Genomic DNA, 16,247 nt, shown 5'->3' on the forward strand with positions numbered 1-16,247 from the left:
TCTACCAATCAGGCTCAAAGCCTCAGGAGGCCAACGGGTTGCCCCGAGCCCAGTGCCACAGATGGTAGCGAACCATCTGCGACGACACACAAGGAGGCCAGCCCCCTGGCCGATTGGATGTTGGACAGGCCCCATCGCCGAGAGGCTGGCCACCAACGCCGACGCCACCCCCCGTAGGAGCCGCCTCGGCGGCGAAGCCCCCGCCAAAGCCAGAAAACACCACCAACGCTACCGCCGCAACGGCCCCACCGCCCGCCGCAACCCTTCATCCAGCGACACCGGCGGCGTCCACCCCAACACCTCCCGCGCCTTCGAAGCATCCACCTGCAACGACCCCAACAACCGCCGCGCCATCTCCCGCTTGCCCAGCGCCGCCGCCCCGGCCCGCAACATCCAAACCGGCACCGGCACCAACCGCGCCGGCCGCTCCAGTGCATCCCCCACCTTTCGCAACAACCCGGCCGTGGACACATCCTCCCCATCCGCCACCAGGAAGGTCTCCCCCGCCGCTGCCGGATGGTCCAGACACGTCACAATCAAATCCACCAGATTATCCAGCGCCACCAGACTGCGCCGGTTCTGCGTCACCGCACCCAGTGGCAATGGCACTCCCTTGTTCACCCAGCGCAGCAGGCTGCCGAAATTCGCCCCCACACCCGGCCCATACACCAGCGGTGGCCGGATGATCACCACCTCCAGCCCCGTCTCCGCACTCAGCGCCCGAAGCCCATCCTCTGCCTCGCGCTTGGACACACCGTAGGGGTCCTCCGGCGCCGACGCATCCGTCTCGCGGAACGGCTGCCGCGACGACGTATCCTCACCGTTCACCTTCACCGAGCTGACAAACACGAACCGCCGCACCCCGGCATCCGCCGCCTGGCGCGCCAACCTCAGCGTCCCTTCCACATTCACCCGCCGGAACGCCTCCAGCGGATCCGCCTCCGGCTCATCCATCACATGCACCCGCGCCGCCGCGTGCACCACCACCTCCACGCCCTGCAGCGCGCCGATCCAGTCCGCATCCGGACCAAGCGATGGCGTCACTGCCAGCTCCACACCCTCCGGCACCAAGACACTACGGCGGCGACAGCCCGCAACAGGAACGCACGGGCCCTCGCTCGCCAGCCTTTCGACCACGGCACCGCCCACAAACCCCGTCGCCCCGGTTACCAGTACACGCTCCACCATCACTCAGCCCCGCATTGTGAGTACAAATCGCCCACCCCAGGCTTGCCACCTCCGCCACACTGATCCAAAATAGCCGGTGGAGGCTTTGTTGGCGGCGACGCTGGCATTGCCTTTTTCATTTTCCACTCGTTGAATCGCGCTCTTCGCGTGGTCGCAGATCGTCGATCACCGCAAAACTCCACAGCGGGTAACGCTGATCACCGTCTTCTCGCAAGGTTCTGAACCGCAAGTCGCAAACCTTTTCCGCCAGCCCCGACAACTCGCTTCGGGCCGACCGCGTCATGGTGCCCACACGAACACCCCAGGCGACCAAATACGCCACGACATCCGCCAACTGAACCGCTGTCGTCAGATGGCTGTGCACGAAGAACGGCTCCGGAATCACTCGGGCCGCACGCATCCGTCCCTTGGCCGTCTCCCGGAAATACCGAGCCATCTGGCCGAGCAAGATATGTGCCTGAACCTTCTCAAGCTCGTCGAAAACCACCACGCCCATCCCGGCTCCGGACTGCTCCTCCAGAAAGTGGTAGTAGCGTTCGAACAGATACGCGTAGTCCTTACGGAGAAACTGTCCCTCGGGCCGTCGTGCGGCGCAGTCCACAATACTGGCGAAGGTGCGGACACGGTAACGCGCACAGATCTCCAACAAATGGTCCACGAAGGCGATTTTCGCCTGTGCCAGCGCCGTCAACTCCTTCCTCGTGGGCCCAGTGGCCCCGATATCCCCACGACGCTGAGCTTCCCCCTTCGTCAAACACGCACGGGCCAGCTCAGACCGCCGTTCGGGGGGAATGGGATCCATCTGCCCCGCCAACCGGAACGTCTTCCGTTTCAGTAGTTTTTTGCCCTTGAGCTCCAACTCGGCTGGAGTGATGCGCTGCCCGAAGAAACCTGTCTCCGCATCCTGAACTTCACAGACCAGATTCCACAGGTCCCGGTCCTCCACACACACTCCGGCCAGGACTTCATATGGCGAATCGCGCCGGTCCTGGCCGCTTTCATCCATGAAAAGCATAAAACTCACGCCCCATTCCTCCTCACTAAAAAGCCTCAGATATCCATTCCGACCCGCCTTGAACTCAACAAGCGCCGATAAACCGCCATATGCGCGTCCACCACCTTCTCGATCGCGAACTCGCGTTCCGCGAACTCGCGCCCGGCCCGGCCCATGGCGCGGCGTTCCTCGGGATTCTCGATCAACCGCTGCAAGGCATCCGCCAGCGCCCCAGCATCGCGGATCGGTACCAGCAGCCCCGTCACACCATCCTCGATCGCATCACGGCAGCCCGGATGGTCCGTGGTCACAATCGGCCGCCCACACGCGGCTCCCTCAATCAACGTCTTCGGCAATCCCTCGCCATAGTACGAAGGCAAGCTCACCACATGCGCCTGGGCATACAGCTCCGGTACGTCCGAGCGATGCCCCATCACCTCGACCATGCCCTCCGCCGCCCATGCCTCAACCTGTTCCGCGGTAATGGAGTAGGGATTGCCTGGGTCCGGATCACCAATCAGCCAGAACCGCGCCGAAATGCCCCGCTCGCGCAACTTACGAGCCGCCGCCACGAACTCCTCGACACCCTTTTGCTGGAGCAACCGCGCCGCAAACGCGACGATCGGCACGCCCGGTACCTCATCCCGAAAGGGCATCTGGGCAAGGTCCACACCGGACCCCCGGATCATCACCGCCTTTTCATCACGCAATCCCCCAGACCGGATCAGCGCCGCCTGGTCGTCCGTGTTCTGCAGGATGACCGCCTGGCGCGCCAGCCGCAGCGTGCCTTCCACATTCACCCGCCGGAACGCCTCCAGCGGATCGGTCTCCGGTTCATCCATCACATGTACGCGGGCCGCCGCATGCACCACGGCCTCCACGCCCTGCAGCGCGCCCCTCCAGTCCGCTTCCGGACCAAGCGACGGCGTTACCGCCTGCTCCACACCCGCCGGCACCGAAGCGCTGCGCCGACACCCCGCGACCGGCACCAAGCAGCCCTCAGCCGCCAGCTTTCTTATCACAGCGCTACCCACAAAGCCCGTAGCGCCTGTTACCAGCACACTCTTGTCGCTCACGTTCATCCTTCAAACCAAACAATGCAGATCACGCCAGCGTATCACCCGCCATCGCAGATCCATCGACTCCCGCGACAGCCCTTCCCGCATACTTCCCACCCAAGGACCACACCCTCTTCCCCCCAAACGAGATAACGGCCCCTAGGCTCCACGCCTCGCAATGGCAGCCTGATACAACACACGATGCTTTGCTACGTTACTATCCGCCGAATACAGCTCCTGGACCCTTTTCTGATTCGCGCGCCCCTTCGCGGCTCGCGCATCCACATCCATCGCATAGAACTTTATTTTTCCCACAAACTCGTCGGGCTCCCCCAAGATGCACCCGGCGTCATTCAGGACCTCAGACGGCCCCCCGCTATCCGTACTCAGCACGACACACCCCTCGCTCATGGCCTCAATCGCCGTTCTCCCGAACGACTCTGTCCCGGGCTTCGAAGTCATCACCAAAATATCCGTCGACCGAAAAAACTCCGCCATCTCTCCATGTGGCACGTTGACCTGCGCATTTAAGTCCTCCCCCAGCACAGCATGTGCATCGCTTAGAAAGCTTTCGGCCGCCCCTCGATCTCTCTCGTCCACGCAACCGACCGCCATTCGGAACTCCGCCGCCACAGCCCCATCCGCCACCAAACGGCGGGCTATCTCGAGCGCCAGCGGCCAATCCTTCCATCCGCAGTAACGACCTGCAAAGCCAACCGTTATCTTGCCGGCCTGCCCCATCGGCCGCGCCATCCAAGCCCCGTCGCTCGACACCGCATTCTCAATCACCGCATATTCCGGCCTCGACCCCACCCTCGAGAGCGCATCCTCCCAGAGATACCGATTCCGATGCGTGGTGGCCACTAGCGTATCCACCACCGACAGAGACACCCGAAACAGCGCCCGTACCAGCGCCGAATATTTCGAATATGTGCCCCGATCGGTGTGCACAAACGTGAACCGCTTTGGTATGAACCGCAACTTGATCGCAATACTAATCAGAAAGAGGCTCGCCTGCGCTTGCGTGTGCACCACTTTTGCTTCAGTCCTGCGTAGGAACCTGATAACCTTCACGATATAATATAAAAGCTCTACTGGGCGCATCACCAGCGCCTTGATGCGCGTACGCCTCCCGATACCAATGCAACAAAATCCAAGATCACTCTTCGCCGCCCCGGGCTGAAGGACCGCCACCTGAAACTCATCCGACAGATTTTGCGCGATTATCTTTATTGACTCCTGCTCCCCACCCACGGTCTCGACATTATTGTCGGTAACAATCAAGACCGTCTCCGAACACCCCCTAGACCCATAATTACTCAACCCTCCCTCCCTTCGCTCTTAAAAACACCGAAAACCACCCAAAGAGGAAGCCAGACCCCACTGGTTATAAACCAGACTTTCCAGGCTGCCCTAACACCATTAAAGGGTAACCCTATATAAAACATTGATCCCCTCAACGCTGACGACACTGCCCACATATAAAAATATTTATGCACGTTCACCCCTTGACTAGTAAGCAAGAACTAACAGGCGATCGCTACATCGCATGGGCAATACGTTTCTAATGAAAAACCGAATGATATGGGATAGCATCATGGGAACCTATCCACAACGAATACCCAAACAAGACCACATGGACAATCACCAAACCCCATAACAACAAAGCCCTTCCGCCCGAAAACAGCCTGCAAACTACCATAGGCCAGTACAACGTGCCTGCAATCCAAAAAAACCACCCAAGTCGACCGATAGCCCAAAACTGATAGGCAGCAATCAGCGTCACCACACCGAGGAAGAAAGCGTTTCTTATTACTATTTCGGCTATCCCTAGGTTACCCACCCGACGCCAAAAAACAATAACGAATAAGCCCGTCAAGATATACCAGACATACCCCAACCCAAAGCGATAATTCTCCAGTCGCTCCAAGACCAATCCGGGGTAATGGCTATATGTTGTAGGAATGACGGCGGGGATCCACTCCAGAAATGACGAAGCAAGTACCTTCTGGGTGGACAAAAGGACGGCTACGGCAAATAAGGCTCCGACCACAACGAGGCCCCAGTCACGCCGCAAAATCCAGTAGAAAGGGAGCATCAGCAATGCGGTATAGTGAAAACCGGCGGACACTATCCCGCCGGCAATCCATAATGCTGGCTTCCTGCTCCATACAGCAGGAAGCAGGAAGAACATCAGGGCGATGGCGACCACAAAACGAACGGCATTCGTGGCGAGGAAGGGATAGGTCATTCCAAAGAGCAAGACGATGCTGAACCATGGCAGGTCGCTGGTATGCAGCACGCGCCAGATTACAAGGACCGTTGCAAGCGCGGCAGCAACGCCAAAAACGAACGCGACACCCCAGTCGCCCAAAGGTGTCGCTGCTAGATTCAACAAGGCATAGAGAGGTTCGTAGCGCATGCCCGCTTCACCATCACGGAATGCGTTGTATATCCGCACATATGCATCGTAGTCGGTTCCAACGTCGGTCCGAAACGCAAGTAGCAACACGAGCGGTGCGCTGGCAACCATACCAAGAAAAAGGACTGGTCCTGAAAGCTGCCGGTTCGGAGGGAGTGCTGCCCGCCCGCAGCGCGATCCAAGTGCGAAAGAAACAAACAGCGCCCAGCACAAGGAAAAAACGTAAGGAAGCATCGGTCAATCCACCATCAAGCGTACGTTGACCGATAGGGCTCCGAAATCGCGTCTCTCAACGATGCCCCCGAGACGACTCAGCTGCTTTTTTCTCTGCCCGGTCGGCTTGACGCCCGACCACGAAATTCTTCCACCTGCCGAACTGGAATACGCGAAACACATCAATACGCATGTCGGAGGTCAGGCACAGCCACCACGTACGGAATGCCGTTCGCGGGCCATACGAAAATGATGCCACCATCCAGCCGGTCGCCGACGGAATGTCCTTTATCCCCAACGCCTTCAAGGCTGATGCCAGCCGTGCCTTCACACCGACACGCACCAGGAACGCCTCTGGGCTGGGGTTGGAAGTCAGGCTTTTTGGGCGGCGATGGATCCGGTAGACCGTAACCGGCTGCACCCGCACATGCCGCGCCTGTACAGCCGCCAATACGTTAAACACCACATCGTTGCTGACGGGGGTCTCCTCGAACCTCACCCCGCATTTATCGATAAAAACTCGGGAATAAACCTTCGCCACCGGCACGACGTGCCCAACCCGAAGCTGGCTCAAGTTCCGATCGGAGGGATCATCATGATACTCCATACACAGAGCATTGAGGCGATCCGCTCGATTCGAGGGCGAGCCGTCGACCTCTTGAACCGCGTCGGCCAAAAAGTACACTAAGTCGTCTTCGTCACCGACGTGCTCATCGAACCGCTCGAACGCCCCAGGAAGGAATTCATCATCAGAGTCCGAGAATAAGAGGCGATCTCCCCGGGCATGATCCAGTCCGATGTTGCGCGCCGCGCCGGCGCCGGCATTACGTGGTGTCGACAGCCAAGTCACCATCGACCAGCGAGACTTCACCACCTCCAGCGCTGGCTGGTTGGGGCTGCAGTCGTCAACCACAAGCACTTCCAGGTCCCGACGGGCGACAGGAATCGTGAGAAGCAAGCGTTCCAGGCGATCGGCATCGTTGAAATGAGGAATGATCACTGAATAGCGCATAGATTGACTTGTCATGTTCGGATCCGACGCTGTTCACGGCGATCGCGCTTCACCCTTCGCAAGAACTCCCGTATCTCGTCCGGGGACAGCTGACGGATGGTTGGCCAAAGTAAGCCACCCGCCAGCGTTTCCCTCACAACGCATACGAACGCACGAGGACCTTTTATTAGGCCCCGGTAAAGGTAGCCCGCGGCGTGCATGCGACCAGGCGTCCCCAAGGCCGCCAGACGGCGGTTCAAGCGCGACAATACACGGATACGCTCCAGCATTGACGACAGACTCTCATCAGCAGTCAAGCTGTCCGCCCGTCGGAAGACCCGGTAGATCTTTTCTGGGACAACGGTCACCGAACCGGCTTGTACAGAGGCGAGCACATTGAAGCCCACATCGTTACTTACCCGAGTCTCATCGAACGTCAGCCCGCGCTCCTCAACAAAACGCCGTGAATAGACCTTTGCCCAAGGAACAACATGCCCAAAGCGGAGTCGTTCGAGGTTCGATTTAGACGGTTCGTCAAAGTAACCCCTGCACAATTCGTTGGCCCGAATGGCGCGACTCGATGGCGTCCCGTCTACTTCCTGAACCGCCTCCGCCAGGAAATACACAAGCTCGTCGTCCGCCCGAAGCACCCGGTCGAAGGTCTCGAAGGCACCCGGCAGAAACTCGTCGTCTGAATCCGCAAACACCAGCCAGCGACCACGCGCAGCATCCAGCCCCACGTTGCGGGCAATCCCCGCCCCGCCATTCTCGGGTGTCGAAAGCCACTGCACCCGCGGCCAGTGCGCACGCACCGTATCCAGAGCGCTCTGATCAGGGGTGCAATCGTCCACCACGATGACCTCAACGTCCTCCCGCGCCACCGGAACCGAACACAACAACCGCTCCAGACGAACCGGATCGTTGAAATGCGGGATGATAAGGGAATAGGTCGGTTGCATCGCGCTCATGCCTTATCGGTTTCCAGATTGTTGGTGTCGGCCGGCGTCATTGTGCGCATCCTGCACGAGTGCGGGCATCGAGCACACCACACGCTTAGCCGGGAATCCGGCCCAATGGGCCCCAGACCATCTACGGGAGGGCGAACTCGGCTCGGACCTCGCTCGGACACGGCAGCCTGGATGACCCTGCACGGGTTAATAACTGATCATTGATGATGAAAGGGGATTTGGACCAGGCCCTACAGGCGAATATCCGCCTCTCCCTTCGGTAACAGGTATTTCAGGTCGTACAGCACATGCGGGTCACGGCCGAAGGCGCGGATGCCCTGCGCGCCCAGCTCGCGGAACTCGCGATGGGCCACCGCCACCACGATTGCGTCGTAGGCGCCACCTTCCGGTTCCGCGATGGGAACGATGTCCAGCTCGTGCTCGGCCTCTGCCGGGTTTACCCAAGGGTCAAATGCGTCCACCGCCAGCCCATAGCTCTCCAGCTCGCGTACCACATCAACCGCCCGGCTGTTACGCAGATCCGGAGTGTTCTCCTTGAACGTGAGTCCCATCACCAGCACGCGCCCACCTTGCACGCGTGTACCCTTGCGCATCATCGCCTTCACCAACTCGCCCACCACATACGCGCCCATGCCGTCGTTCAGCCGCCGCCCGGCCAGGATAATCTCCGGGTGATGCCCGATCTGCTGCGCCTTATGCGTGAGGTAGTACGGATCCACCCCGATACAATGGCCACCCACCAGTCCGGGACGGAACGGGAGAAAATTCCACTTCGAACCAGCCGCCTCCAGAACCTCCTGTGTATCGATCCCCAAGCGGTTGAACAGAATCGCCAGCTCATTGATCAGCGCGATGTTCACATCCCGCTGCGTGTTCTCGATCACCTTGGCTGCCTCCGCCACTCGGATACTGCTGGCCCTGTATGTGCCGGCTGTGATCACCTCGCGATAGAGCGCATCCACAAACTCCGCGACCTCCGGCGTAGAACCGGACGTCACCTTCTGGATCGTGGTCACGCGGTGTTCCCGGTCACCCGGATTCACCCGCTCGGGGCTGTAGCCGGCGAAAAAGTCCCGATTGTACGTGAGCCCCGAGACCCGCTCCACGACCGGGATGCAGTCTTCCTCAGTCGCGCCCGGGTAAACCGTAGACTCATAAACCACCACGCCCCCCGGCGAAAGTGCACGTCCAACCGTCTCACTAGCTGCCAGCAGCGGGCCCAAATCCGGGCGCCGGTGGGAATCGATGGGGGTAGGCACCGTCACGATAAACACGTTGCACTCCGCCAGCGCCGCCGCATCGTCCGTTACCCGCAGATGCTCCGCCGCCGTCAGTTCCCCGTCGGGCACCTCCAGCGTGTCGTCATGCCCCGCCCTCAGCGCAGCCACCCGCGCCGCGTTCACGTCGAACCCCACCACCGGGCGCTTCGCACCAAAAGCCACTGCCAGCGGAAGGCCGACGTAGCCCAGGCCGATCACCGCAATTTTCCCTTCGCCAACAGCCATCAATCACCCTGATAATAAAAAACGCCAAGTTTTATAAATAATAACGAGGGACAAGCCCTCAATCTATGCAAAAACATAAGGAAAACAATGAATCGATACAACCGCAAACTCGAAATCGACTACGATCACTTCACTTACGACTGCAGAAGCGGAAATTACTACCTATACAAGGAATCTATAGACAAGACTCTGACGGACGGATTGGTTTTGGAATTAATAGTAAGCAACAAGAACACCCAAACCAGCACGGTCATGACCCAGTTTCACAGCATTGCAGCCCTGATGGTCTGGGTCCAAAAACTTGAGTCCATGCCTTGACAACTAGAACGTCAACCAGAATAAATCGTAAACTGGGACAGATTTATTATCTCACGCCCGACATGATGGCGGGCGACCAGGGCGGCGGCGCTCAATGCGGCAGCCGATAATCTGCTCCACCTCGTCCACGAACCGCTGGTTGCCCGTGAGCTGACCGCGCTGGAGCGCCTCGCGCATCAGCGTCAGCTCCTTCTGCGGGACGCCCTGCTCCACGAAGCGGGCGTAGCGTGTGCGCCGCTCGGTCTCTTCATCCGCCAAGTCGAGATACGCCGGGTCCAAATCGATCCAGCTCTCCGTCTCGCCCATCCGCTGGCGGTAGCTGGACCAGATGTACTCCCGGGCGGCCGCCACCATACGCGCCCGCACCGGGTTCAGCTCGATGTAGCGAGCGCAGGCCAGCAGATACGTCTCCGTCTGCACCGGGCTGGACTTGTAGCGGCCTTCCCACAACGTGCCGGAGCGTCCCTCCAGCCGATTGCGGTACCGCGTGGCCCGCGCCGCCAGCGCCTTCATCAACCGGCCCATGGCGGCTACTTCCTCACCCGGCCCCAGCAACAGGTGCACATGGTTCGTCATCAGGCAGTACGCATACACTCGAATGTCCAGCGCACTGCTCAGCTCGCGCAGGTCCTCCAGGTACCGTTCGTAATCCCCATCTTCTGCGAAAACCACCTGCCGATTGTGCCCACGCTGCACCACATGGTGCGGCATATGCGGCAACACCACTCGCGCCATCCTTGGCATGCTTTACCTCCCTGCTCACTCACTACGACCGCCACGTCCATACAGCGGAAAATAAATCTGTCCCCGTTTTCCCCTCGTTCTCCCGTTGGAGATCACCGATCCGACAAAAACGGGGACCGAAAACGGGGACAGATTTATTTTCTCACACGCGTCGAGACGGTGGGCGGCCCGGACGCCGCCGCTCGATGCGGCAGCCGATGATCTGCTCCACCTCGTCCACGAATCGCTGGTTGCCCGTGAGCTGGCCACGCTGCAAGGCCTCGCGCACCAGTGTCAGCTCCGGCTCCGGAACGCGCTGCTCCACGAAGCGGGCGTATCGCGCGCGCCGCCTGGCCTCGTTGTCGCCCAGATCCAGGTACGCCGGGTCCAGATCAATCCACTGCGCTTCATGACCCATACGCTGACGGAAGCTGGACCAGGCATAGTCACAGGGCGCTGGCACGATCCGCCCCCGCACTGGGTGCGACTCGATCTACCGCGTCCAGGCAAGCAAATACGTCTCCATCTGCACCGGGCTGGACTTGTAGCGCCCCTCCCACACCTTACCGGACCGCCCCTCTAGCCTATTACGATACCGCGTAGCGCGGGCCGCTAACGCCTTCATCAGACGACCCATGGCGGCCACCTCCTCGCCGGGGCCCAGCGACGGATGCACGCGAAAACGGGGACAGATTTATTTTCTCATGCCCGGCATGATCGCGGGCGGCCGGGGCGGCGGCGCTCAATGCGGCAGCCGATGATCTGCTCCACCTCGTCCACGAAGCGCTGGTTGCCCGTGAGCTGGCCGCGCTGTAACGCCTCGCGCATCAGTGTCAGCTCCTGCTCCGGCACGCCCTGCTCCACGAACCGGGCGTATCGCGCGCGCCGGTCGGCTTCGCGGTGCGCCAAGTCCAGGTAGGCCGGATCCAGATCGATCCATTGCTCTTCCTCGCCCATACGCTGACGGTAACTGGACCAGGCGTAGTCACCGGCCGCTGGCACCATCCTCGCCCGTACCGGGTTGAGCTCGATGTACCGCGTGCAGGCCAGCAGATACGTCTCCGTCTGCACCGGGCTGGACTTGTAGCGGCCTTCCCACAGCGTACCGGACCGTCCCTCCAGCCGATTGCGGTACCGCGTGGCCCGCGCCGCCAGCGCCTTCATCAACCGGCCCATGGCGGCTACTTCCTCACCCGGCCCCAGCAACAGGTGGACGTGGTTCGTCATCAAGCAGTACGCATACACCCGGATGTCCAGCGCACTGCTCAGCTCCCGCAGATCTTCCAGGTACCGCTCGTAATCCTCGTCCCCGGCAAACACCACCTGCCGATTATGCCCGCGCTGCACCACATGGTGCGGCATATGCGGCAACACCACTCGCGCCATCCTTGGCATGCCTTCCCTCCCGAATCATCCGGCCCGCTCCCAGCGGCGAAAGTAAATCTGTCCCCGTTTTCTCCGTCCCCGTTTTCTCCATACCGCTCCTGCTGCATCACCGCGGCATCCTTGCGACGGAGAATCAATCTGTCACCGTTTCCGCGTATGCCCGCTCCACAAAAACGGGGACAGATTTATTTTCTCACGCCCGGCGTGATGACGATCGAAAACGGGGACAGATTTATTTTCTCACACGCGTCGAGACGGTGGGCGGCCCGGACGCCGCCGCTCGATGCGGCAGCCGATGATCTGCTCCACCTCGTCCACGAATCGCTGGTTGCCCGTGAGCTGGCCACGCTGCAAGGCCTCGCGCACCAGTGTCAGCTCCGGCTCCGGAACGCGCTGCTCCACGAAGCGGGCGTATCGCGCGCGCCGCCTGGCCTCGTTGTCGCCCAGATCCAGGTACGCCGGGTCCAGATCAATCCACTGCGCTTCATGACCCATACGCTGACGGAAGCTGGACCAGGCATAGTCACAGGGCGCTGGCACGATCCGCCCCCGCACTGGGTGCGACTCGATCTACCGCGTCCAGGCAAGCAAATACGTCTCCATCTGCACCGGGCTGGACTTGTAGCGCCCCTCCCACACCTTACCGGACCGCCCCTCTAGCCTATTACGATACCGCGTAGCGCGGGCCGCTAACGCCTTCATCAGACGACCCATGGCGGCCACCTCCTCGCCGGGGCCCAGCGACGGATGCACGCGAAAACGGGGACAGATTTATTTTCTCATGCCCGGCATGATCGCGGGCGGCCGGGGCGGCGGCGCTCAATGCGGCAGCCGATGATCTGCTCCACCTCGTCCACGAAGCGCTGGTTGCCCGTGAGCTGGCCGCGCTGTAACGCCTCGCGCATCAGTGTCAGCTCCTGCTCCGGCACGCCCTGCTCCACGAACCGGGCGTATCGCGCGCGCCGGTCGGCTTCGCGGTGCGCCAAGTCCAGGTAGGCCGGATCCAGATCGATCCATTGCTCTTCCTCGCCCATACGCTGACGGTAACTGGACCAGGCGTAGTCACCGGCCGCTGGCACCATCCTCGCCCGTACCGGGTTGAGCTCGATGTACCGCGTGCAGGCCAGCAGATACGTCTCCGTCTGCACCGGGCTGGACTTGTAGCGGCCTTCCCACAGCGTACCGGACCGTCCCTCCAGCCGATTGCGGTACCGCGTGGCCCGCGCCGCCAGCGCCTTCATCAACCGGCCCATGGCGGCTACTTCCTCACCCGGCCCCAGCAACAGGTGGACGTGGTTCGTCATCAAGCAGTACGCATACACCCGGATGTCCAGCGCACTGCTCAGCTCCCGCAGATCTTCCAGGTACCGCTCGTAATCCTCGTCCCCGGCAAACACCACCTGCCGATTATGCCCGCGCTGCACCACATGGTGCGGCATATGCGGCAACACCACTCGCGCCATCCTTGGCATGCCTTCCCTCCCGAATCATCCGGCCCGCTCCCAGCGGCGAAAGTAAATCTGTCCCCGTTTTCTCCGTCCCCGTTTTCTCCATACCGCTCCTGCTGCATCACCGCGGCATCCTTGCGACGGAGAATCAATCTGTCACCGTTTCCGCGTATGCCCGCTCCACAAAAACGGGGACAGATTTATTTTCTCACGCCCGGCGTGATGACGATCGAAAACGGGGACAGATTTATTTTCTCACACGCGTCGAGACGGTGGGCGGCCCGGACGCCGCCGCTCGATGCGGCAGCCGATGATCTGCTCCACCTCGTCCACGAATCGCTGGTTGCCCGTGAGCTGGCCACGCTGCAAGGCCTCGCGCACCAGTGTCAGCTCCGGCTCCGGAACGCGCTGCTCCACGAAGCGGGCGTATCGCGCGCGCCGCCTGGCCTCGTTGTCGCCCAGATCCAGGTACGCCGGGTCCAGATCAATCCACTGCGCTTCATGACCCATACGCTGACGGAAGCTGGACCAGGCATAGTCACAGGGCGCTGGCACGATCCGCCCCCGCACTGGGTGCGACTCGATCTACCGCGTCCAGGCAAGCAAATACGTCTCCATCTGCACCGGGCTGGACTTGTAGCGCCCCTCCCACACCTTACCGGACCGCCCCTCTAGCCTATTACGATACCGCGTAGCGCGGGCCGCTAACGCCTTCATCAGACGACCCATGGCGGCCACCTCCTCGCCGGGGCCCAGCGACGGATGCACGGAAAACGGGGACAGATTTATTTTCTCACGCCCGGCGTGATGACGGGCGGCCAGGTCGGCGGCGCTCAATGCGGCAGCCGATGATCTGCTCCACCTCGTCCACGAATCGCTGGTTGCCCGTGAGCTGCCCGCGTTGCAGGGCCTCGCGCACCAGTGTCAGCTCCGGCTCCGGAACGCCCTGCTCCACGAAGCGGGCATATCGCGCGCGCCGGTCGGGTTCATGGTGCCCCAAGTCCAGGTACGCCGGATCCAGATCGATCCATTGCTCTTCCTCGCCCATACGCTGACGGAAACTGGACCAGGCGTAGTCACCGGCCGCTGGCACCATGCGCGCCCGCACGGGGTTCAGTTCGATGTACCGCGTGCAAGCGAGCAGGTACGTCTCCGTCTGCACCGGGCTGGACTTGTAGCGCCCTTCCCACAGTGTACCGGAGCGGCCCTCCAGCCGATTGCGATACCGCGTGGCGCGCGCCGCCAGCGCCTTCATCAACCGGCCCATGGCGGCTACTTCCTCACCCGGCCCCAGCAACAGGTGCACATGGTTCGTCATCAGGCAGTACGCATACACTCGAATGTCCAGCGCACTGCTCAGCTCGCGCAGGTCCTCCAGGTACCGTTCGTAATCCCCATCTTCTGCGAAAACCACCTGCCGATTGTGCCCACGCTGCACCACATGGTGCGGCATATGCGGCAACACCACTCGCGCCATCCTTGGCATGCTTTACCTCCCTGCTCACTCACTACGACCGCCACGTCCATACAGCGGAAAATAAATCTGTCCCCGTTTTCCCCTCGTTCTCCCGTTGGAGATCACCGATCCGGGCAGTTGCGCGCGTCATGCCCGTAACCGTTGCAGATCCGGCACCGGCGAATGATCGGGCAGGTCTGTATGTTGTGACCGGACTGCCCGCAATGGGAGCAACGCGGTACGTTGGGGCAGTTGCGCGCCGTATGCGCGCCAGAGCCGCAATTGGAACAGGCCATCATTTATCCTCCGTAGAATGCGTTTCACTCGTTCGGGTCACTGGAATCCGCGCGCACCCCCACGCTCTCCTCCAGGCGCTGTTTCATGCAGCCGATGTCGTCGCCATTCTGAGGCACTTTCCAGCCACAGTGCAGGCGGCTTCCGGCATCCACGATGCGTCGGCACAGCGGGCAAAGCTCTTGGCTAGACTGGTCGACGAGGGTGCGAAGCCAATCGGCATCGTCCATTGAGCGGTATTCGGCGCGCTGAACTTCGACGAGATCCGCAATGCGGTCGCCGTCCGGGTCGATGCTCATCGAAAGGGCGCCAATGCCGTTGCTGCGGCACATGGCCAGCAACTCGCTCAAACGTGCCTCGTCGTGGAACTGGGCTGCGTCGAACAGCGGGATGATGATGTAGGTGTAGTTCGAGCGACTGCGGTAGTTGACCGCCTGGCTGATGGCCTGGGAGATCGCGGGGATGTCATTCGTGGCCTTCAGCTCAAAGCTGTACATCACGAACTCGTCATTGGCCATCTGGCGACGGATACGGAACCCGACGAAATCCGCGTTCTCGAATCGGCCACCCTGGCGGCGACTCTGTACGTGCTCGACCCGGGCAAAGTCGAACGCCTCCTTGAGCCAGGGCAGCAGCGCGTGGCCAAGCTGGTCTTCGCGCCGGCGGCTGTTGGTACCCGGGTATCGGTATTCCCGCGTTGCGGCGCTGAAGCGCTGGCTGCGCCCCTGCGCGAAACGATAACTTCGGTTGCCGCATACGGCGTCCTTGAACCCGGAACGAAAGGCGTCCAGGTCGCTGTCGATACCATGGCGGTGCATCAGCTCCGCGACACTCGGCATCCGTTGTTTGAGCACTTCATCCAGGCGACCTTCTGGGACGCCCTCGTTGAGTAGCTGCTCGCCCAGTGCCTTGCCCGCAGCGGCCGGCGGCTCGATCGCCGTGAGGCTCAAGGGGCCGCCCCGGCCGGGGGTTGGCTGCCAGTAGAAACCCATGTCGGCTTGATGCCCCAGCAACCGCTCCTTGAACGCTGCCCACTGTTCAATGCCCTTCTTTCCGCAAAGGGTGTGTCTCTGGTCGGCGCTCATGGCCGCCAGGCTGGATTTCAGCAGCCGCGGGGGCTCATTGTTTTGAGCGAAGCGCAGGCATTCGGCCGCGCTGCGTTCCATGGCATCGGGGGCGTTCATGCAGGCTCGTAGACGAAGAAGCGGTGGTAGGGAAACGCTGATCAATGGGCCTGCATCCGGCTCCGTGCCCCGCCGAAGCGTTTTTGGAAGGGCACTGGG

Annotated in this window: 13 protein-coding genes and 3 pseudogenes; all 16 read right to left on the minus strand. The window is 61.3% G+C overall.

Annotated elements, in window-relative coordinates:
- Positions 1–228: 228 nt before the first annotated feature.
- On the minus strand, positions 229–1,188 hold the full coding sequence (locus TK90_RS07775) for an SDR family oxidoreductase (RefSeq protein ID WP_012982927.1): 960 nt from the start codon (positions 1,186–1,188) through the stop codon (positions 229–231).
- A 115-nt stretch (positions 1,189–1,303) separates the two neighbouring features.
- Positions 1,304–2,203 carry a DUF3800 domain-containing protein gene (locus tag TK90_RS07780; protein WP_244406394.1) on the minus strand — a complete coding sequence of 300 codons (900 nt, stop codon included), beginning with the start codon at positions 2,201–2,203 and terminating at the stop codon, positions 1,304–1,306.
- Positions 2,204–2,238: 35 nt separating this feature from the next.
- A complete protein-coding gene (locus TK90_RS07785) occupies positions 2,239–3,258 on the minus strand; it encodes a glycosyltransferase (protein WP_012982929.1) in 1,020 nt (339 codons plus the stop codon).
- Positions 3,259–3,399: 141 nt separating this feature from the next.
- Entirely contained in the window at positions 3,400–4,524 is a 1,125-nt protein-coding gene (locus tag TK90_RS07790) for a glycosyltransferase family 4 protein (RefSeq protein WP_012982930.1), read from the minus strand.
- Between the two features lie 280 nt (positions 4,525–4,804).
- Positions 4,805–5,896, minus strand: a complete 1,092-nt coding sequence (locus TK90_RS07795) for an EpsG family protein (protein WP_012982931.1) — start codon at positions 5,894–5,896, stop codon at positions 4,805–4,807.
- 55 nt (positions 5,897–5,951) lie between these two features.
- Positions 5,952–6,902, minus strand: a complete 951-nt coding sequence (locus TK90_RS07800) for a glycosyltransferase family A protein (protein WP_012982932.1) — start codon at positions 6,900–6,902, stop codon at positions 5,952–5,954.
- Positions 6,899–7,834, minus strand: a complete 936-nt coding sequence (locus TK90_RS07805) for a glycosyltransferase family 2 protein (protein ID WP_371190817.1) — start codon at positions 7,832–7,834, stop codon at positions 6,899–6,901. The genes TK90_RS07800 and TK90_RS07805 overlap by 4 nt, the downstream gene beginning before the upstream one ends.
- 230 nt (positions 7,835–8,064) lie before the next feature.
- Complete coding sequence (gene tviB / locus TK90_RS07810; RefSeq protein ID WP_012982934.1) at positions 8,065–9,339, minus strand: Vi polysaccharide biosynthesis UDP-N-acetylglucosamine C-6 dehydrogenase TviB; 1,275 nt, start codon at positions 9,337–9,339, stop codon at positions 8,065–8,067.
- Between the two features lie 369 nt (positions 9,340–9,708).
- Positions 9,709–10,401 (minus strand): transposase, encoded by a 693-nt coding sequence (locus tag TK90_RS07820; protein WP_012982936.1) that lies wholly within the window; start codon positions 10,399–10,401, stop codon positions 9,709–9,711.
- A gap of 142 nt (positions 10,402–10,543) precedes the next feature.
- Positions 10,544–11,056, minus strand: a pseudogene (locus TK90_RS07825) (transposase); the annotation flags it as partial.
- Between the two features lie 26 nt (positions 11,057–11,082).
- Positions 11,083–11,775 (minus strand): transposase, encoded by a 693-nt coding sequence (locus TK90_RS07830; RefSeq protein WP_012982937.1) that lies wholly within the window; start codon positions 11,773–11,775, stop codon positions 11,083–11,085.
- 231 nt (positions 11,776–12,006) lie between these two features.
- A pseudogene (locus TK90_RS07835) lies at positions 12,007–12,519 on the minus strand (transposase); the annotation flags it as partial.
- A 26-nt stretch (positions 12,520–12,545) separates the two neighbouring features.
- Positions 12,546–13,238 carry a transposase gene (locus TK90_RS07840; protein WP_012982937.1) on the minus strand — a complete coding sequence of 231 codons (693 nt, stop codon included), beginning with the start codon at positions 13,236–13,238 and terminating at the stop codon, positions 12,546–12,548.
- Between the two features lie 231 nt (positions 13,239–13,469).
- Positions 13,470–13,982 (minus strand): annotated as a pseudogene (locus tag TK90_RS07845) (transposase); the annotation flags it as partial.
- A 25-nt stretch (positions 13,983–14,007) separates the two neighbouring features.
- Entirely contained in the window at positions 14,008–14,700 is a 693-nt protein-coding gene (locus TK90_RS07850; RefSeq protein ID WP_012982938.1) for a transposase, read from the minus strand.
- A gap of 290 nt (positions 14,701–14,990) precedes the next feature.
- Positions 14,991–16,148 carry a hypothetical protein gene (locus TK90_RS07855; RefSeq protein WP_012982940.1) on the minus strand — a complete coding sequence of 386 codons (1,158 nt, stop codon included), beginning with the start codon at positions 16,146–16,148 and terminating at the stop codon, positions 14,991–14,993.
- Between the last annotated feature and the right edge of the window lie 99 nt (positions 16,149–16,247).

Source organism: Thioalkalivibrio sp. K90mix (assembly GCF_000025545.1).
Classification (GTDB): Bacteria; Pseudomonadota; Gammaproteobacteria; order Ectothiorhodospirales; family Ectothiorhodospiraceae; genus Thioalkalivibrio.